Source organism: Mycolicibacterium phocaicum (assembly GCF_010731115.1).
GTDB classification, from domain to species: Bacteria; Actinomycetota; Actinomycetes; order Mycobacteriales; family Mycobacteriaceae; genus Mycobacterium; species Mycobacterium phocaicum.
Genome location: NZ_AP022616.1, coordinates 2680571 through 2697337, shown reverse-complemented (window position 1 = coordinate 2697337; position 16767 = coordinate 2680571). Strand labels below are relative to the sequence as shown.

Sequence of the window (16767 nt, the reverse complement as noted above, 5' to 3'; positions counted from 1 at the left end):
TCACCTGCGATGTGAGCTGGCGGCTGCCGAGCGGGCTAATCTGTCCCATTGATCCTGCGCTCACGGTCATGTCCACTCGGGATTTTGCGCCGTAGCCGCGGAATCAATGTCGGCCTCGCGTTGATCGTGCGCTCAGGATCCGCGCTACTCGAACTTTGTCTGCATAACCGCAAAGTCAACGGGCACAGGGCATTTGCTTGTCGAGTGCCCAGCGGGCGGAGCCTCGCGACTGTGCCGCCAGCGCCTCCCGCCCGCGGATCTGACGATCTGTACGCACCCTGGACGTGAATTCCGGCGAAACACGAAGCCCCCAGAATCCAGGGATTCTGGGGGCTTCGCGGCTCAGCGCAGAAAACTACTCGCCGTCCTTGACCTTCGCCATGGCCAGCACGTCGAGACGCTTGTCCAGCTCGGCCAGGGAGAGGTTCTCGCCGATCAGGCCGCGGTCGATGACCGTCTGCCGGATGGTCTTCTTCTCCTTGAGGGCTTCCTTGGCGACCTTGGCGGCCTCTTCGTAGCCGATGGCCGAGTTCAGCGGCGTCACGATCGACGGCGACGACTCCGCCAGCGTGCGCAGGTGGTCCTCGTTGGCGACGAGGCCGTCGATGCACTTGGACGCGAACAGCCGCGACACGTTGGACAGCAGCGTGAAGGACTCGAGCACATTGCGGGCCATCATCGGGATGTAGACGTTCAGCTCGAAGGCGCCCGATAGGCCGCCGACGGTGACGGCCGCGTCGTTGCCGATGACCTGCGCGGCGACCTGGGTAACCGCTTCGGGCAGAACAGGATTCACCTTGCCCGGCATGATCGAGCTGCCCGGCTGCAGGTCCGGCAGCTGGATTTCGCCGAGGCCGGTCAGCGGGCCCGAGCCCATCCAGCGCACGTCGTTGGCGATCTTGGTGAGCGACACCGCGATGGTCTTCAGCGCGCCGGACGCCTCGACGAGTCCGTCGCGGGCGGCCTGGGCCTCGAAAGAGTCTGCGGCGGTGCGCAGTTCGGCGATGCCGGTCTGGTTCACCAGCACCTCGACGACCTTGGCGCCGAAGCCGTCGGGGGCGTTCAGGCCGGTGCCGACGGCGGTGCCGCCGATGGCCAGCTCACCCAGACGGGGCAGCGTCGCCTTGACGCGCTCGATGCCGGCCTCGATCTGACGGGCGTAACCACCGAACTCCTGGCCCAGGGTGACGGGCACGGCGTCCATGAGGTGGGTACGGCCGGACTTGACGACGGTGCGCCACGCGCGGGCCTTGTTGGCCAGCGACTCGTGCAGCACCTCGAGCGCCGGGATCAGGTGGCGCACAGCGGCTTCCGTCGCCGCGATGTGCGTGGCGGTGGGGAAGGTGTCGTTGGAGCTCTGCGACATGTTGACGTGGTCGTTGGGGTGGACCTCGACGCCGTTGCGGGCCGCGATGGAGGCGATGACCTCGTTGGCGTTCATGTTCGAGCTGGTGCCCGAGCCGGTCTGGAACACGTCGATGGGGAATTGGTCGTCGTGCAGACCGTCGGCGATCTCACCGGCGGCGGCGATGATCGCGTCGGCCTTCTCGGGGTCCAGCAGGCCCAGGTCCTTGTTGACCTGTGCGCAGGCGCCTTTGAGCAGACCCAGTGCGCGGATCTGGGTGCGCTCGAGGCCGCGGAACGAGATCGGGAAGTTCTCCACGGCCCGCTGCGTCTGCGCGCGCCACAGGGCGTTGATCGGCACCCGGACTTCGCCCATGGTGTCGTGCTCGATCCGGTACTCGGCTTCGACAACGTTGTCGGACATGTGCTCCCTTTGGTTGAGGTGAACGGAAACTACGGCAGGGGGTGTGCGGCGGAGAGGTCTCCGGTGAAGTCCACCGCGGAGTACTCGTTGAGCTTGGACAGCCGGTGGTAGGCCTCGATCATCCGGACGGTGCCAGACTTCGAGCGCATGACGATCGACTGGGTGGTGCAACCGCCGGCGAAGTAACGCACACCGTTGAGCAGGTCGCCGTCGGTGACGCCGGTGGCGCAGAAGAAGACGTTGTCGCCGGCGACCAGGTCTTCGGTGGTCAGCACGCGCTCGAGGTCGTAGCCGCGGTCGAGGGCGCGCTGGCGCTCATCGTCGTCGGTGGGGGCCAGGACGGCCTGGATCGCGCCGCCCATGCAGCGGATGGCGGCCGCGGCGATGATGCCCTCCGGCGTGCCGCCGATGCCGGCCAGGATGTCGGTGCCCGACTCGGGGCGGCAGGCCGAGATGGCGCCGGCGACGTCGCCGTCGGAGATCAGCCGGATGCGGGCGCCGGCCTCGCGGACCTCGCTGATCAGCTGGGCGTGCCGGGGCCGGTCCAGGATGCACACCGTGACGTCGGCGACGGACTCGTTGAGGCGCTTGGCGACGCGGCGGATGTTCTCGCCGATGGGCGCGGTGATGTCGATGACGTCGGCGGCGTCGGGGCCGACGGCGATCTTGTTCATGTAGAAGACGGCCGACGGGTCGAACATGGTGCCGCGCTCGGAGACCGCCAGCACCGAGATGGCGTTGGGCATGCCCTTGCTCATCAGGGTGGTGCCGTCGACGGGGTCGACGGCGAAGTCGCAGTCGGGACCGTCGCCGTTGCCGACCTCTTCGCCGTTGTAGAGCATCGGCGCGTGGTCCTTCTCGCCCTCACCGATGACCACGACACCGCGCATCGAGACCGAATTGACCAGCTCACGCATGGCGTCGACGGCCGCGCCGTCACCGCCTTCCTTATCACCGCGGCCGACCCAACGGCCGGCGGCCATGGCGCCGGCTTCGGTCACGCGGACCAGTTCGAGAGCGAGGTTGCGGTCTGGGGCTTCCCGGCGCGAAGGCGTCATGCGCAGATTGTCCCATTAGCCGGTGCGCCCCGGGGAGCTGGGATACTGAGCACCGTGACGTCATCATCCCCGGAACCCGAGGGTCAGCCGCTGTCCGCACCCGAGGCGGTCGCCGAGGGCCAGTCGGTGCCGGTGCCGCGCCCGGCGAAGGACCGGCTGCTGCAGGACGGCCGGGACATGTTCTGGTCCATCGCCCCGCTGGTGGTGGCGTGTATCGCGCTGGCCGGGATGCTCGGGATGTGCTCGTTCGCGCCGCAGGGCCCGGGCAAGGGGCCGGCACCGCAGTACGACGCCCCGGCCGCGCTCAAAGCCGATGCCGCGGCGCTCCGCATCCCGATCCGGGTGCCGCAGCTGCCGTCGGGTTGGCACGCCAATTCGGGGTCGCGCGGTGCCATCGAAGCCGGCCGCACCGATCCCGTCACCAAGCAGCCGACGCGCGCGCTGACGTCCAAGGTCGGCTATCTGACCGCTGCCGGCATGTTCGTGGCGCTCGTCCAGAGCAACGCCGACGAGGAGAAGCTGGTGTCCTCGATCCACACCGGCATGTACCCGACCGGTGCGCAGGACATCGGCGGCGTGCACTGGGTGGTGTACGAAGGTGCCGGCGAAGACCAGCAGGGCACCGAACCGATCTGGACCGCGAAGCTCGACGGGCCGACGGGCCCGGCGCAGGTCGCGGTCAGTGGTTCGGCGAATCCGGCGGACTATCGGACTCTGGCTGAGGCGACGCAGAAGGCGCAGCCGCTGCCTTAGCCGGCGGCGTGCGACGGGCCCGGATCGCGGCGATGAGCCGTCCGAGACGGCCCGGGGCGTGGGGTGCGTCGGATTCCGGCTCGCTCAACGGAACACCTTTGTAGACAGCGAGATACACGCTGATCGTGGTGACCACGACGATCATCAGCACGGGGCCGATCACCAGGCCCAGGAAACCGAACATCGCGATCCCGGAGAACACCGAGAGCAGCATCAGTGCCGAATCCAGCCGGGCCGCCTTGGGCACCAGGATGGGCCGCAGCACATTGTCGATGTTCGTGACCACGAGGACGTGGAACAGGATCACGAACAGGCCGCCGCCGACGTTGCCGAACAGCGCCAGGCCGATGCCGAACGGGATGCTGACGATGCCACCGCCCAGCGGGATCACCGACAGCGCGCTCAGCAGGATCGCGAAGATGAAGAATCCGTCGTGGAAGCCCGCGATGTAGATCGAGATCGCGCCCGAAACACCTTGGGCCAGGGCGATGACGAACTGGCCGAGGACCGTGCCGCGCACCATCGCGCCCATCTTGGCCAGGTACAGGTCGGTGACGTCCTCGCCGAGGGGGTTGAGCCGACGGATCAGCAGGATCAGTTCATCGCCGTTGACCAGCATCGAGATGAACACGTAGATGAAGATCACGGCACCGGCCAACGCGCCGAACAGCCCGCCCGCCGCGGTCTGCAGCACGTTCAGGCCCCACTCGCCGGCGCGCTGCGCGAAGCTGACGATCCATTTCTGCACCGACTCGGGCGTCAGCGTGACGTGGTGCAGGTACGGAATTTGCGCCAGCAGGTCGTTGGCGGCCTGCAGCGCCCGGGTGCCCAGCGCGCCCATGTCGTTGCGGCTGACCCAGTCCGACACGTTGCGGATCATGGTGGTGATCTGGACGACGCCGATGGCGACGGCCCCGCTGATCGGCACGACCACCACGAGCAGCGCCGCCAGCAGGGTCAGTGTGGCCGACAGGCCGGTGCTCAGCCGTGCCGACAGTCGGCGGAACAACGGGGTGAACAGATAGGCCACCACTCCGGCCACTACGACCAGCATGAACTGCCCGCGCAGGAAGTACGCGCCGAATCCGACCGCCAGGATCGTCGCGACGGCGAGCGCCCGCTTCTGGGTGACCGTGAAGTCGGTGTCCATGACGGTGATTCTGACGGATCTGCCGCCGGTTGTTATCCCGACGCGAGCTTGAGGATGTGGCTCATGATGTCGGGGTAGCGCTTCAGGTGGGCGCCGCCGTTGAGGTCGAGCACCTCGCCCGTCATCCATGACGACTGCTCCGAGCACAGGAACAGCACGGCGTTCGCGATGTCCTCGGGCGTACCGGCGCGGCCCAGCGCGGTGTTCTCCACGTACTCGTCGACGACGCCGGGAACCATCGCCGCACCTTCGGTCAGCGGCGTGTGCACGAAGCCCGGGGCGACGGCGTTGACGCGAATTCCCTTAGGGCCCAACTCTAATGCGGCCACCTCGGTGAGCATCGACAGGCCCGCCTTGGCGGCGCTGTAGGCGCTCATACCGATGGCCGGCTGGCGCCCGTTGAGCGACGAGATGCACACCAGTGACCCGCCTTCGCGGAGCTGCCGTCCGGCGTACTTGGTCACGATGAAGGAACCGGTCAGGCAGCAGTCGACGACGGCACGGAAATCTTCGACCGGCGTGTCCACGATGAGCCCGAAGGTCGAGAATCCGGCGCAGCTGACGACGGCGTCGAGCTCGCCGGCCTGCTCGAAGGCGGCGGCGACGGACGCCTCGTCGGTCACCTCGACCGTGACCGCCGTGTGCGGTGTACCGAGTTCGGCGGCGCGGGCCTCGGCGAGTTCGGCTTTCCGGTCGGCAATGGTGACGCGGTAGCCCTGCGCAGCCAGGCCCCGGGCAGTGGCCCAGCCGATACCGGATGCGCCACCGACGATGAGGGCGTTGCGCTGTGTGGTCACTGGTTTCTCCCTGGCGTGATCGACGGCTCGGCAGGCTGCGGCGCCGCGGGTGTGAACAGATTAACAAATTTGTATACACCTGAAATTCGAGTGGTGCTGCGAAATCCGCCTTCGCTCTGTGTCGATTGTGTACTGCGAAGTACAGTTGATGTACTGTTCGGTACATAGATAGGTTCGCGGCGGGCGGCATTCATCGCTTCAGAGGGACGGATTCGTTGACTGTTGAGCTGGCGGTCCAGGCGCGCCGCATGACGACCATCGGACAGGCGGTGGCCAGGTACGGGCTGGTTGTCGGATTGGCGTGGATCGGCCTCGGCAAGTTCGTCAAGATGGAAGCTCACGTGCTGATCGAGCACAGTCCGCTGATGTCGTGGATCTATCAGCTACTCAGTCACCACGCCGTCGCCGCGGCATTGGGCACCGCCGAGATCGCCGCCGCGGCGCTCATCGCGGTCCGCCCACTGTGGCCTCGAGTGTCGGCGGTGGGCAGCGCGATGGCGGTGGTGTTGTTCCTCGGCACGCTGAGCTTCCTGTTCACGACTCCAGGTCTCGTCGCCGGGCACGCCGGTCCGGTGCCGATCCTGGGTGCCTTGCCCGGCCAGTTCCTGTTGAAGGATCTGGTGCTCATCGGGGTGTCCATCTGGACCTTGGGCGATGCGCTCGGCCACGGCACGCCGATCCGGCCACGCTCTTGATCGTAATCTGTTCCGACGCAGCCTAATTCACCGCGCCCGACTGAATGCGGTCAGACATCGAGTTTGCGGCGCCGCGATGGGCAGCCGGCGCGCAGCAGGACAGGCGGCCTGCTGCGCGCCGGTGAACCGGCCGAGCGCCTATTTGGCGTTAGGGCAGGCGATGTCGACGTAGACGGTGTTCAGACCGCCGGGCTCCATCGTCATCATCATGACGTCGGACGCCGTCACCGTGACTTTCAAGCCGGAGATGCTGGCGACCTTGCACTCGGACAGCGGAACATTCGGATGTCCCTCAAGCCAATTGATCGACACGTCGTATCCCGCCGCTTGCAGCTGCTGAACCGCGATACTGGCCGGACCGTCACCGGGTGTGGGCAGGATCTGGGAATTTGCCGCGGCATTCGGCGCGGCGGCGAGGGTCAGCGCGGCGCCGCCGATGACGACGGCCCAGCGGGTGATCTTTCTCAAGCTCAGGGTGTTGGTGGCGTTGCTCATGATGTGCACTCCTCGTTTCGTGGTGGGGCGACAGCCCCTTTCGCCGATTGAGTGTCGGTGCGACGCACCTTCGTTACAGCCGATTTCTGCCGTCGCGTAACGCTCACGTGGTGGCAGCGCACTCAGTTTCGTAATCGTCGGCGGATAGCCCGCCGCGAGGGAGCTGAAGGGGTAACCAATGACCGCGACCAAGATTCGGGACTACACACTGTCAGCGACATCAGAGGCCATGGTGAGTCGAATTGCCGGCCATCTTGCCCGCTACGGCCTTGTCGTCGTGATCGGTTGGATCGGCCTGCTGAAGTTCACTTCGTATGAGGCACAAGGTATTCAGCCGCTCGTTGCGCACAGTCCATTCATGAGTTGGATGTACGACGTCTTCTCCATCTCGACATTCTCGTCCCTGCTGGGTGTGCTCGAAGTCGGCACTGCGGTGTTGCTTGCCGTCAAGCCGTGGTGGCCGAGAGTGTCGGCGGTCGGAAGTCTGATCGCCGTCGGGTTGTTCATCGCGACGATCAGCTTTCTGTTCACTACGCCGGGGATCGGCGAGGTGGCTGCCGGTGGCTTTCCTGCGCTGTCGATGACGGGCCAGTTTCTGATCAAAGACGTTGCATTGCTCGGGATTTCCGCATGGACATTGGCTGACGCGCTGCAGGCGGGGCGGGTGGCGGATCGTGCCTGAACAGTCCTTCGATTCTGGCGGCCTGCGCGCGCTGTTCATCAACTGCACCCTCAAGCGATCGCCTGAGGTGAGCAATACCGAAGGTTTGATCGACATCAGCAGTCGCATCATGGTGGCCAACGGAGTCGAGGTCGAGGTGGTGCGCGCCGTCGACCACGACATCGCCACCGGCGTGTGGCCGGACATGCGGCAGCACGGGTGGGCCACTGATGACTGGCCCGCGATCTTCGGCAAGGTGCTGGCTGCCGACATCTTGGTGCTCGCCGGACCGATTTGGTTGGGCGACAACAGTTCTGTGATGAAGCGCGTACACGAACGGCTCTACGGAGGTTCGCATCTGCTCAATGACGCCGGGCAGTATCTGTACTACGGCCGGGTCGGAGGCTGCCTGATCACCGGCAACGAGGACGGCGTCAAGCATTGTGCGCAGAACGTGCTCTATACGTTGCAGCACATCGGATACACCATTCCGCCGCAGGCCGATGCCGGCTGGATCGGGGAGGCCGGCCCGGGTCCGTCCTACCTCGACCCGGGGTCGGGCGGACCGGAGAACGACTTCACCAACCGAAACACCACGTTCATGACGTGGAATTTGATGCACCTGGCGCGGATGTTGCGCGCCGGCGGCGGCATCCCCGCGTACGGCAATGTGCGGTCCGGGTGGGATGCCGGCTGCCGGTACGACTTCACCAACCCGGAGTATCGCTGAACGACTATGCTCCCGGTCATCATGACCAGGACCGTAGGTGACGAAGACGCCCTCGTCGCCGCTTTGAAACGCGGCGACGAGAGCGCGTTTGCCGAGCTGGTGGACCGCCACACTCCGGCGTTGCTACGGGTAGCGCAAGGTTACGTATCCACTCGCGAGATCGCCGAAGATGTCGTACAGGACACCTGGATCGCCTTGCTCAAGGGGATCGGCTCGTTCGAAGGCAGATCTTCCTTGCGCACTTGGCTTTTCGCGATCCTGATCAATATCGCCAAGAATCGGGGTGTCCGTGAACGCCGGGACGCCGATCTGGCGGTGGTGGCGTTCACCGGAGGAACCGTCGACCCCGCGCGCTTTCGCGGCGCTGACGACCCCTACCCCGGGCACTGGCTGCCGGCCGCCGCTCCGTCGCCATTCCCGGATACCCCCGAGGGTTCTGTCTTGGGTCAGGAACTGATCACCGTCGCGCGGCGGGGACTCGACAAACTGCCCGAACGCCAACGCGTGGTGGTGACAATGCGGGACATGCTGGGGCTGGACTCCGACGAGGTCTGTGAGCTGCTCGAGATCAGCGCAGCCAACCAGCGCGTCCTGCTCCATCGGGGCCGTGCCGCCGTCCGGCAGATACTCGAGGACTATCTGGGGGATACCGCATGACGACCAATCCGATTGACTGCAACGAACTCGTCGAGTTGGTGACGTCTTACCTCGACGGAACCCTCGATCTGGAGGACCGGGCGCGCTTCGACATGCACCTGCTCGACTGCGACGGCTGTGAGAACTACCTACAACAGTTCCGCAGCACCATCGCGACCGTCGGCAAGATCGGTGCCGATGAGCTTGACCCCGGCTTTCGAAGCCGCCTGATCGAGGCGTTTCGGAACTGGCACTGAGGGATCAGGGCAGTACTAGCGAGACCGCACTCGCTTGGTTGGCAGTCCCACGGCGGCCGCCAACGCCGTATCCAGGGCGTGTCGCAAGGGTGCAACATCACCACTGACGTCCGCCATCAGCATGCCGCCCTGGTAGGCCGCCAGGAAAGCGGCGGCAAGCACCACCGGCTCGGTGCCCGGCAGTAGTCCGCCGTTGTCGGCGACCCGCTGCAGGGCGTCGGCTATGACCTGTTCCCATCGGGCGAACCCGGATTTGAGCGTCGCCCGGGCCGGGCCGTCGTCGGAGCGGTCCAGTTCGTAGACCAGCGAGCCGATGGGGCAGCGGATGGGATCGTCAGACGCGGCGTGGGCGCGGATCGCGTCGGCGCACCAGGCCCGCAGATCGGCTGCGGTGTTGACCTCGCCGAACGAGGGCTGGACTGATGACAGCACCCTGTCGACCTGAAACCGCACCACGTCGGATACCAGGTCGGCTTTGTCGGCGAAGAAGTGATAGAGCTGGCTACGGCCCGCGCCGGCGGCGTTACCGATCTCGTCGAGCGTGGTGGCCCGCACGCCCTGTCGGGCGAACAACACGCACGCCGCTTCGAGGATCCGGGCCACGGTCGCACGTCCGCGGTCGGTCGTCGGTTCGGTGATCACCTGTTCAATGTATCAATTGGTCCAATTTCTGTACTTTGTAGTACAGTTATATGAAAGTTGCTGCCGGGCAAGGCCTCAACTGGCTGAGTGGAGGTGCCAGTGGTTCTCGATGTGGGGGACAGGTTTCCCGTCGACGTCGCGGTGGCGTACCCCGGTGGGGATGTGAGCATCGCGCAGTTGATCGCGGCTGGACCTGTTGTGGTGGCCTTTCACCGGTTGTGGTGTCCGTTCTGCCAGCAGGCGGCCCGCGATCTCGAACGCGTCAGCGACCACCTTGCTGCTGCGGGTGCGCGCGTGGTCATCGTCTATCGCGATGACATCGACACCGTGTGTACGTCTTGTGTCGAGCGCGGCCTGACCGTCGACTGCGTCAGTGACCCGCGGCAGGAACTCGAGCGCGCCACCGAAGTGGCGCGATTCTCGGCGGGCCGGTACGCGATGTTCTCGCCGATGCGACTGATTCGTGTGTTGCGCGCGGGCAGTCGCGCGGGCAAACCCACGTCGGACGTTCTGCAGGGACGCGGCACGTTCGTCGTCGGCCGTGACGGGCGCATTGCCTACGCCCACCACGCCGTCACGGCAGCCGACATTCCATCGGTCGACGATATTGTTGCCGCGGTGCGAGCGCTCGCAGTCGATCGGTGATGATCAGGCTGCCCTGCTGATCCAATTGGAGGTCATGGAAAGCTCGGTGATCTGATACTGGCGGGCGACCTGGCCGCAGGATGATGTGCTCGCCGTCAGTGGTGACGGTGGTAATGCCGTGCCGCTCGCGTGCGATTGGCGCAGATGTTCTGGGTGCAGAATTTTCGGCGCGCGTCCTGCGCGACGAAAAGCATACTGCAAGAAGGGTTCTCACAACGGCGCAGCCGCTCTGACGTTGGCCCGACCAGAAAGTCGATGAGGCTGTCAGCGACGAAGGCGACAGCAAGCTGATATGGCTGATCGGTGGGCGCGTGATATTCGATGTCCGATGCCCAGCCGGTGGGGACGCGCACCAACTTCCTGGTCCGTGGGACATCGGCAGCAACGCGATTCACATAGCTCACGGAGCTGTCATTGGGTGGCGTGCCGGCAATTTGTGCGTCGAGGATCTCGCGGATGGCCTGGCGCAATTCGACGGTGGGGCCCATCGGTGGTGGCAACGCAGCGTCGGGCAGGCGATCTTGCTGGAGGTCCCACCACAGGCGGCATGCGGTCTCGTCGGCGAGCAGGTCGGTGGCCGGTGTGGTCACCGTGATGATCGTGTCGGCCAAATCCACCGCCAATGGCTCGCCGGCCACGGGAAATCCGGTGTGCTGCGCGCGCTCCAGTCTCGATGTGGCTGCCACCGAATTAACGGTAGCACTCCGTTGACAACGTTAGCCGCTGTCGCGTAGAACTATAACGGTAAATGACAGCTACTAGCGTTAGGCGGCGTTGTGATGGGACCTGTTGAATTGCTCTCGGGGGCCGATGCCCGACTGGTCGGTCTCGTGTCGACGTTGACGGCGTCGGACCTCGACCTGTCGAGTCCGTGCGCGGGATGGGCGGTGCGGTCGCTGCTGAGCCACACCATCTCCTCGATCGATGCTTTTGCGGCCGCCGTCGATGGCGGCAGCGGGCCGACGGAAGCGGAATTGTTCAGTGGCGCTGATATTTTGGGGTCGGACCCGTTGGCGGTTGCTGAGCAGTCGATCGGCCGTTCCCAACGTGCTTGGGCCACCATCGGTGACTGGCAGCATCCGGTCACCACGGTGCTCGGATCGATGCCGGCGGCCGAGGCGATCAGCATCATCACCTACTCGACGCTCATCCACAGCTGGGATCTTGCGGTCGCCGTGGGACGAACGGTCGAATTCGATGACGCTGAGGCTGCGCTGGCAGAGGGCGTAGGTGCAGCACTTGTGCCCGCTCTACAACCTCAGGGCTTGTTCGGTCCGGGGGTTGAATTGGGTGGCGACGCCAGTCCGACGCAGCGGGTCATCGCCTTCGCCGGCCGCAATCCACTTTGATTCGGCTACCTCACCCGTTCCGCACACATCGGAAGCCGATGTGGCTCATCCCCGTATCGACCGCTTGGGGACGACGGGCCGCCGGTCGGTAGCGCAGGCAGTAACTGTCGGCGCAGAGGAACGACCCGCCCTTGATCACCCGGCGGGCTACCGGCGTCCCCGGTTGGTCAGGGTCGTAACTGTCTGCGGCGCAACAGGGTTGGCTGTCCCGGGTCGCGCCGTAGTAGTCGGTGGTCCACTCCCAGACGTTGCCGGCCATGTCGAACAGGCCGTAGTCGTTCGGCGGAAAGCTGCCCACCGGCGTGGTCTGTCCGTAGCCGGTGTCGGGCAGGTACGGGAATTCGCCGTGCCAGAAGTTGGCCAGCTGTTGCCCGGGCTGCTCGGCTTCGTCGCCCCAGGTGTAGATGGCGCGGTCCAGGCCTCCGCGGGCCGCGACCTCCCACTGCGCCTCGGTGGGCAGGGCCAACCCGGCCCAGTCGGCGTACGCGGCGGCGTCCTCGAACGCCACGTGCACGACGGGGTGCTTCTCGCGGTTCCGCAGCGACGACTTGGGGCCGCGTGGATGGTTCCAGCACGCGCCCGGCGTCCACGTCCACCACTGGCTGAGGTGACGCAGGTCGACGGGGCCCGGGGTGCGGCGGAACACCATGGAGCCGGGTTGCAGGTTCTCCGCCGGAGCGCCCGGATAGTCGGCGGCGTTGAGCGGCCGTTCGGCGACGGTGACGTAGCCGGTGGCTTCGACGAATGCCGCGAAGTCCGCGTTGGTCACCTGATGGGGCTGGATCCAGAAGCCGACGACGGTGACCTCGCGAGCGGGCGCCTCCTCGGGGTAGTGCTCGTCGGAACCCAGCACTGCCGTCTGCCCGGGGATCCAGACCAGACTCACGCGTTCACCCTGCGCTGAGGGTGTGGGCCACTCGCAACTTTGCGCCGTGGGCGCAGAGTCAACTCCGGCCCCTGGTTGACTCTGCGCTCAGGGTGCGTCGCTCTCGCACTTTTACGCCGTTGCCGCAGGGTCAACGCCAGTGGGTGCGGGATCAACGAGGAAACACCTCGGCCCAGTCGGACTGCATGCTGGCGACGGTCCAGCCTTCGGTCTCTGCCAGAGTCAGTGCCTTCTCGGCGCCGGCTTCATAGGCGAACTCGCGGTCGGCGTCGTCATGCAACACCAATAGCTGAAAACCCTTGGTGTACTGCAGCATTTCGATGTCACCGTTGGAGTTGCCCGCCGCGAAGATCGGCCGCCGCCCAGTCCGTCCCCAGATCCGCACGGGCTTGACCGGCCCGTCGTTGAGGAACTCCGGCTGCGCCGTCGTCACCAGATCGCCATCGGCGAACGTGACACCCACTGAGCTGCCCACCACGCGTTCGGGCGGGATGCCGTACATGGCTTCGGTGACGGGCCGCATGAAGTCCCGCCCGCCGCCGGAGACGATGTAGCAGGTGAAACCGTGCGACTCCAGGTAACGCAGCAACTCGGTCATCGGCACATACCCGCACGCGGTATACGGACGGTCCAGCGTGGGGTGCCGGGCCGCGGCGAAGAATGCCGCCACCCGCGCGGCATGCTCCTCGACGGTGATCCCGGAGTGCGCCGAAAGAACGCCCCCGGCAAGCACTTTCAGATCACTGTCATCGCCCTGATAGTGCTTGGTGACGGCGTCGCCGAACCAGGTGAGGTCACCGGCGGCGGCCGCCGCATACGGCTGCCGGTCCGCCAGCGCCGGGTCGGCGGCAGCCTGCTCGGCCAGTCGACGCACCAGGAAATCCAGCTGGATATAGGCCGGCTTCTCGCACCACAGCGTGCCGTCGTTGTCGAAGACCGCGATCCGGTCTTGCGGCGCAACGAAATCCGGCCCGTCGGTGGTGACGCGCCCGACGAAGTCGACGATCGCCGACTTCGTCGGGCCGTTGTTCCAGGACTCCAACACCTAATCCGCCGCCAGGAACTCGTGGAGCTTCTCGACGATCTGATCGATGCTGAAGCTGGCCGGTGGGTGCCGGGGCGGGAACTCCTTGAAGGTGTCGAGGAACGCCGCGGCCATCGCCGTCGCGTAGAAGGCGAAGAAGTCGCGCCGCAGGAACCACTCGTAGTACGTGTTGGATGTGATGTCGGCGTACTCGTACGGGTCGGTGCGCAGGTTGAAGAGCTTGGGCACCCGCAACGGTGTGAACGGCTCGGCCCAAATCCGCAGGGTGCCCTGGCAGCGCTGTTCGGCGAAGACGATCTTCCAGTTTTCGAAACGCATCGCGACCAGCTCGGCGTCGTCGTTGAAGTAGAAGAAGCCGCGCCGCGGGCTGTGCTCGACCTCGCCCGTCAGGTACGGCAGGAGGTTGAACCCGTCGATATGAACTTTGTAGTCCGTGTTTCCATCAGCCCCCGCCTTGTGGCCCTTCTTGAGCTTCTCGGCGATATCGGGGTCGCCGGCGGCGGCCAGCAGCGTCGGCAGCCAGTCGTGGTGCTGGATGATGTCGTTGGAGACGCTGCCCGCCTTGATCTTTCCGGGCCAGCGGATCATTTCGGGCACCCGGAAGGCGCCCTCCCAGTTGGTGTTCTTCTCGCTGCGGAACGGGGTGGTGCCACCGTCGGGCCAGGTGTTGCGGTGCGGGCCGTTGTCGGTGGAGTAGATGACGATGGTGTCGTCGGCGATGCCCAATTCGTCCAGGACGTCCAGCACTGTGCCGACGTTCTTGTCGTGGTCGATCATCACGTCGTGGTACTCGGACTGCCACAACCCGGCTTGTCCGCGGCTCTCCGGCTTCACGTGCGTGTACAGGTGCATGTGGGTGAAGTTGCACCACACGAAGAACGGGTTGCCCGCCTCGTGCTGACGCTTGATGTAGTCGACGGTGCGGTCGGCGATGTCGTCGTCGATGGTCTCCATCCGCTTGGCGGTCAGCGGGCCGGTGTCCTCGATGGTCTGCTTGCCGACCGGACCGAACTTCGGGTCGTCAGGTTCGGTCGAGACCTCGGTGGTGGCCTTGCAGTTCATCACCCCGCGCGGCAATGCCTTCTCGTACAGCAGGGGGAACTGGTCCTTGTGCGGGTAGTCGAAGTTCTCGGGCTCTTCTTCGGCGTTCAGGTGGTAGAGGTTGCCGTAGAACTCGTCGAACCCGTGCACGGTCGGTAGGTACTTGTTCAGGTCGCCGAAGTGGTTTTTGCCGAACTGGCCGGTGGCGTAGCCCATGGGCTTGAGCAGTTCGGCGATGGTCGGATCCTCTGCGGCCCAACCGATGTCGACGCCCGGCACGCCGACTTTGCTCATGCCGGTGCGGTACACGCTCTGACCGCTGATGAAGGCCGCCCGTCCCGCGGTGCAGCTTTGCTCGCCGTAGGAGTCGGTGAAGCGCATGCCTTCGGCGGCGATGCGGTCGATGTTCGGGGTGCGGTAGCCCATCAGCCCGTCGCTGTAACAACTCAGGTTGCTGATGCCGATGTCGTCGCCCCAGATCACCAGGATGTTGGGTTTGCCGTCGGGCATGACAGAGCTCCTCGATCGAAACGGAAATTGCTGTGCCCGTTCGACTTTACGGGTGCGTCACCGATTCCGGCGGGGCTTCGGCAGGTGCGTGAAATCGGTACTGGTCAACGGGCGGCGGGAGGAGCACGCTTACTTAGGGAAGGTGATCGACATGTACGACAAGGATCTGACCAACAAGTGGCACGTCGAGATCGAGTTCTTCGAGGACGATGTCCACACCCACGCCTCCGCACACGCCCGGCTGCGGGACGACACCCTCACGACGACGGGGGATGCCTACCGCAATCCCAAAGACCCGAGTGCGCCGCTCGTCGGCGAGGAGATCGCGGCCGCCCGCGCGCTCATCGCGCTCGGCACCGATCTGCTCATGGCCGCGTCGGCGAACATCGAGAAATCAACACAGCACCCGGTGCACCTGTACCGCTGACTACCGGGGCCGAGAAACCCGCGCAAGCGGGAGGTACCCCCAGCTCGCGAGTGGGTGGTGACCCCCTGCCCGCGGGAGAAAGCTACTTCGTGGCTTCGGCCGCTTCCATCTGGTGGAAGAGGTCGACGTAGTACGGCATGCATTCCTTCATGGCCTGTTCGGTGTTGAACAGCGGCTCGTAGCCGAGGTCGCGCTTGGCCTTGGCGATCGAGAAGTAGTTGTTCAGGTAGAGGCGCTCCACCGCCAGCGGCTCGATCAGCGGCTCGGACAGGGCGAACCGGAAATGCAGCCACTGCCACGCCATCATCACGCGGTGCACGAGCTTGCCGGAGACGTAGAAGGTGGGCAGCTTGCGGCCGCACGCGACGATGACGGGCCGGGCGAACTCGAACATGTTGAGCGGTTCGCCGTCGTTGATGAAGTAGGCCTGCCCGGGTGCGGTACCGCCGGGCACCAGGTGCTCGCCCGCCAGGATGAAACCGTGGATCAGGTTGTGCACGTAGGAATTGTCCAGCTTGATGTTCTTGTTGCCCACCAGCACCTTGACGTGGCCGGCGAGGATGTTCTCGAACACCTTGCGGAACATGGTCTGGTCGCCGCGGCCCCAGATACCGCTGGGCCGGATGGAACAGGTGAGCATGCCGTCGACGCCGTTCTGCGACAGCACGAACTTCTCGGCGGCGACCTTGGTCTCGGTGTACAGGTCGTTGAAGCGGGCGGTGTACGGCATGGTCTCGTCGCCGTTCTGGATGTCCTGCCCACCCATGACCACGCTGTTCGACGCGGTGTAGACGAAGCGCTTGACGCCCGCGGCCCGGCCCAGCTTCACCAGGTTCTCGGTGCCGCCGACATTCACGCCGAAGCTGCGGTTGCGGTATTCGTCGGTGACGGATGCGCCGCCCATCAGGTCGATGATCGCCGCGGTGTGGATGATCGTGTCGATGCCCTGGACTGCGGCGTCGACGTCGTCAACGTTGGTGATGTCGCCGACCAGCGTCTCCAGGTTCGGGTTGGCCGGCAGCGGCGACGGCGCCCGGTCGAACGACCGGACGTGGTGGCCACGGCCGAGCAGTTCGGTCACCAGGTTGGCGCCGACGAAGCCAGACCCGCCGGTTACCAACACACGGCCGAGGTCTGTGGTCAGGGAAGCATCACGCATGGTGCAGGAGCATAACTGAAACGTGTTCCAGTTAACAGAGTGCGGGAGAAATTACCGCACTGA

Annotated in this window: 20 protein-coding genes; 9 read left to right on the top strand and 11 right to left on the bottom strand. The window is 65.5% G+C overall.

Annotated elements, in window-relative coordinates; genetic code table 11:
- Window positions 1-355 precede the first annotated feature (355 nt).
- Together G6N46_RS12980 and glpX are read right to left on the bottom strand one after the other, a co-directional pair.
- The gene (locus G6N46_RS12980) at window positions 356-1768 is read right to left on the bottom strand and encodes a class II fumarate hydratase (RefSeq protein WP_138248182.1); all 1413 of its coding nucleotides are present in this window, start codon (window positions 1766-1768) and stop codon (window positions 356-358) included.
- A 29-nt stretch (window positions 1769-1797) separates the two neighbouring features.
- Window positions 1798-2826 carry a class II fructose-bisphosphatase gene (gene glpX / locus G6N46_RS12975; RefSeq protein ID WP_138248183.1) on the bottom strand — a complete coding sequence of 343 codons (1029 nt, stop codon included), beginning with the start codon at window positions 2824-2826 and terminating at the stop codon, window positions 1798-1800.
- A gap of 90 nt (window positions 2827-2916) precedes the next feature.
- Between glpX and G6N46_RS12970 the strand changes: the two genes are divergently transcribed.
- Window positions 2917-3579: a DUF4245 domain-containing protein gene (locus tag G6N46_RS12970; protein ID WP_138248191.1), complete on the top strand. Its 663-nt coding sequence runs from the start codon at window positions 2917-2919 to the stop codon at window positions 3577-3579.
- Here G6N46_RS12970 and G6N46_RS12965 read toward each other — a convergent pair.
- Both G6N46_RS12965 and G6N46_RS12960 read right to left on the bottom strand, forming a co-directional pair.
- A complete protein-coding gene (locus tag G6N46_RS12965) occupies window positions 3506-4729 on the bottom strand; it encodes an AI-2E family transporter (protein ID WP_138248184.1) in 1224 nt (407 codons plus the stop codon). The two genes, G6N46_RS12970 and G6N46_RS12965, sit on opposite strands and share 74 nt — an antisense overlap.
- A 32-nt stretch (window positions 4730-4761) precedes the next feature.
- Window positions 4762-5526, bottom strand: coding sequence for an SDR family NAD(P)-dependent oxidoreductase (locus tag G6N46_RS12960; protein WP_064860366.1), 765 nt, complete (start codon window positions 5524-5526; stop codon window positions 4762-4764).
- Window positions 5527-5774: 248 nt separating this feature from the next.
- On the opposite strand from G6N46_RS12960, the gene G6N46_RS12955 reads away from it, so the two are divergent.
- Window positions 5775-6221 carry a DUF417 family protein gene (locus G6N46_RS12955; protein ID WP_138248192.1) on the top strand — a complete coding sequence of 149 codons (447 nt, stop codon included), beginning with the start codon at window positions 5775-5777 and terminating at the stop codon, window positions 6219-6221.
- A gap of 138 nt (window positions 6222-6359) precedes the next feature.
- Here G6N46_RS12955 and G6N46_RS12950 read toward each other — a convergent pair whose 3' ends face one another.
- Window positions 6360-6716, bottom strand: a complete 357-nt coding sequence (locus G6N46_RS12950; protein WP_131808826.1) for a hypothetical protein — start codon at window positions 6714-6716, stop codon at window positions 6360-6362.
- A gap of 229 nt (window positions 6717-6945) precedes the next feature.
- Between G6N46_RS12950 and G6N46_RS12945 the strand changes: the two genes are divergently transcribed.
- From G6N46_RS12945 to G6N46_RS12930, 4 genes are read left to right on the top strand one after another with little or no spacing between them, the layout of a single operon-like run.
- A complete protein-coding gene (locus tag G6N46_RS12945) occupies window positions 6946-7398 on the top strand; it encodes a YkgB family protein (RefSeq protein ID WP_082934868.1) in 453 nt (150 codons plus the stop codon).
- On the top strand, window positions 7391-8107 hold the full coding sequence (locus G6N46_RS12940) for a flavodoxin family protein (RefSeq protein WP_064860370.1): 717 nt from the start codon (window positions 7391-7393) through the stop codon (window positions 8105-8107). Before G6N46_RS12945 ends, G6N46_RS12940 begins: the two co-directional genes overlap by 8 nt.
- Window positions 8108-8128: 21 nt before the next feature.
- Complete coding sequence (locus tag G6N46_RS12935; RefSeq protein WP_064860392.1) at window positions 8129-8764, top strand: RNA polymerase sigma factor; 636 nt, start codon at window positions 8129-8131, stop codon at window positions 8762-8764.
- Complete coding sequence (locus tag G6N46_RS12930) at window positions 8761-9000, top strand: anti-sigma factor family protein (protein WP_082934863.1); 240 nt, start codon at window positions 8761-8763, stop codon at window positions 8998-9000. The genes G6N46_RS12935 and G6N46_RS12930 overlap by 4 nt, the downstream gene beginning before the upstream one ends.
- Window positions 9001-9015: 15 nt before the next feature.
- On the opposite strand, the gene G6N46_RS12925 is transcribed toward G6N46_RS12930, so the two are convergent.
- Complete coding sequence (locus G6N46_RS12925; RefSeq protein WP_082934864.1) at window positions 9016-9642, bottom strand: TetR/AcrR family transcriptional regulator; 627 nt, start codon at window positions 9640-9642, stop codon at window positions 9016-9018.
- Window positions 9643-9741: 99 nt separating this feature from the next.
- On the opposite strand from G6N46_RS12925, the gene G6N46_RS12920 reads away from it, so the two are divergent.
- A complete protein-coding gene (locus G6N46_RS12920; protein ID WP_163692740.1) occupies window positions 9742-10287 on the top strand; it encodes a redoxin domain-containing protein in 546 nt (181 codons plus the stop codon).
- 95 nt (window positions 10288-10382) lie between these two features.
- Here G6N46_RS12920 and G6N46_RS12915 read toward each other — a convergent pair whose 3' ends face one another.
- The gene (locus G6N46_RS12915; protein WP_082934866.1) at window positions 10383-10973 is read right to left on the bottom strand and encodes a CGNR zinc finger domain-containing protein; all 591 of its coding nucleotides are present in this window, start codon (window positions 10971-10973) and stop codon (window positions 10383-10385) included.
- A 93-nt stretch (window positions 10974-11066) separates the two neighbouring features.
- On the opposite strand from G6N46_RS12915, the gene G6N46_RS12910 reads away from it, so the two are divergent.
- The gene (locus G6N46_RS12910) at window positions 11067-11636 is read left to right on the top strand and encodes a TIGR03086 family metal-binding protein (RefSeq protein WP_061003291.1); all 570 of its coding nucleotides are present in this window, start codon (window positions 11067-11069) and stop codon (window positions 11634-11636) included.
- Between the two features lie 10 nt (window positions 11637-11646).
- Here the strand turns inward: G6N46_RS12910 and G6N46_RS12905 are convergent, their stop codons facing one another.
- The 3 genes from G6N46_RS12905 to G6N46_RS12895 form a co-directional block, all read right to left on the bottom strand.
- Complete coding sequence (locus G6N46_RS12905; protein ID WP_064860374.1) at window positions 11647-12522, bottom strand: formylglycine-generating enzyme family protein; 876 nt, start codon at window positions 12520-12522, stop codon at window positions 11647-11649.
- Between the two features lie 151 nt (window positions 12523-12673).
- Window positions 12674-13567, bottom strand: coding sequence for an HAD family hydrolase (locus G6N46_RS12900; protein WP_061003286.1), 894 nt, complete (start codon window positions 13565-13567; stop codon window positions 12674-12676).
- Entirely contained in the window at window positions 13568-15118 is a 1551-nt protein-coding gene (locus G6N46_RS12895) for an arylsulfatase (RefSeq protein ID WP_061003284.1), read from the bottom strand.
- A gap of 151 nt (window positions 15119-15269) precedes the next feature.
- Here G6N46_RS12895 and G6N46_RS12890 point away from each other — a divergent pair, with 151 nt between their 5' ends.
- Complete coding sequence (locus G6N46_RS12890; protein ID WP_029104721.1) at window positions 15270-15545, top strand: dsRBD fold-containing protein; 276 nt, start codon at window positions 15270-15272, stop codon at window positions 15543-15545.
- An 82-nt stretch (window positions 15546-15627) separates the two neighbouring features.
- Here the strand turns inward: G6N46_RS12890 and G6N46_RS12885 are convergent, their stop codons facing one another.
- On the bottom strand, window positions 15628-16704 hold the full coding sequence (locus tag G6N46_RS12885; RefSeq protein ID WP_138248185.1) for a 3-beta-hydroxysteroid dehydrogenase: 1077 nt from the start codon (window positions 16702-16704) through the stop codon (window positions 15628-15630).
- Window positions 16705-16767: the final 63 nt, after the last annotated feature.

What these genes read in the sequence shown, in the direction of transcription:
- G6N46_RS12980 (WP_138248182.1), bottom strand. Translation starts at nt 1,768, where the DNA reads ATGTCCGACAACGTTGTCGAAGCCGAGTACCGGATCGAGCACGACACC.
- G6N46_RS12885 (WP_138248185.1), bottom strand. Translation starts at nt 16,704, where the DNA reads ATGCGTGATGCTTCCCTGACCACAGACCTCGGCCGTGTGTTGGTAACC.
- G6N46_RS12930 (WP_082934863.1), top strand. Translation starts at nt 8,761, where the DNA reads ATGACGACCAATCCGATTGACTGCAACGAACTCGTCGAGTTGGTGACG.
- G6N46_RS12890 (WP_029104721.1), top strand. Translation starts at nt 15,270, where the DNA reads ATGTACGACAAGGATCTGACCAACAAGTGGCACGTCGAGATCGAGTTC.
- G6N46_RS12910 (WP_061003291.1), top strand. Translation starts at nt 11,067, where the DNA reads ATGGGACCTGTTGAATTGCTCTCGGGGGCCGATGCCCGACTGGTCGGT.
- G6N46_RS12945 (WP_082934868.1), top strand. Translation starts at nt 6,946, where the DNA reads ATGGTGAGTCGAATTGCCGGCCATCTTGCCCGCTACGGCCTTGTCGTC.
- G6N46_RS12935 (WP_064860392.1), top strand. Translation starts at nt 8,129, where the DNA reads ATGACCAGGACCGTAGGTGACGAAGACGCCCTCGTCGCCGCTTTGAAA.
- G6N46_RS12965 (WP_138248184.1), bottom strand. Translation starts at nt 4,729, where the DNA reads ATGGACACCGACTTCACGGTCACCCAGAAGCGGGCGCTCGCCGTCGCG.
- glpX (WP_138248183.1), bottom strand. Translation starts at nt 2,826, where the DNA reads ATGACGCCTTCGCGCCGGGAAGCCCCAGACCGCAACCTCGCTCTCGAA.
- G6N46_RS12955 (WP_138248192.1), top strand. Translation starts at nt 5,775, where the DNA reads ATGACGACCATCGGACAGGCGGTGGCCAGGTACGGGCTGGTTGTCGGA.
- G6N46_RS12950 (WP_131808826.1), bottom strand. Translation starts at nt 6,716, where the DNA reads ATGAGCAACGCCACCAACACCCTGAGCTTGAGAAAGATCACCCGCTGG.
- G6N46_RS12895 (WP_061003284.1), bottom strand. Translation starts at nt 15,118, where the DNA reads ATGCCCGACGGCAAACCCAACATCCTGGTGATCTGGGGCGACGACATC.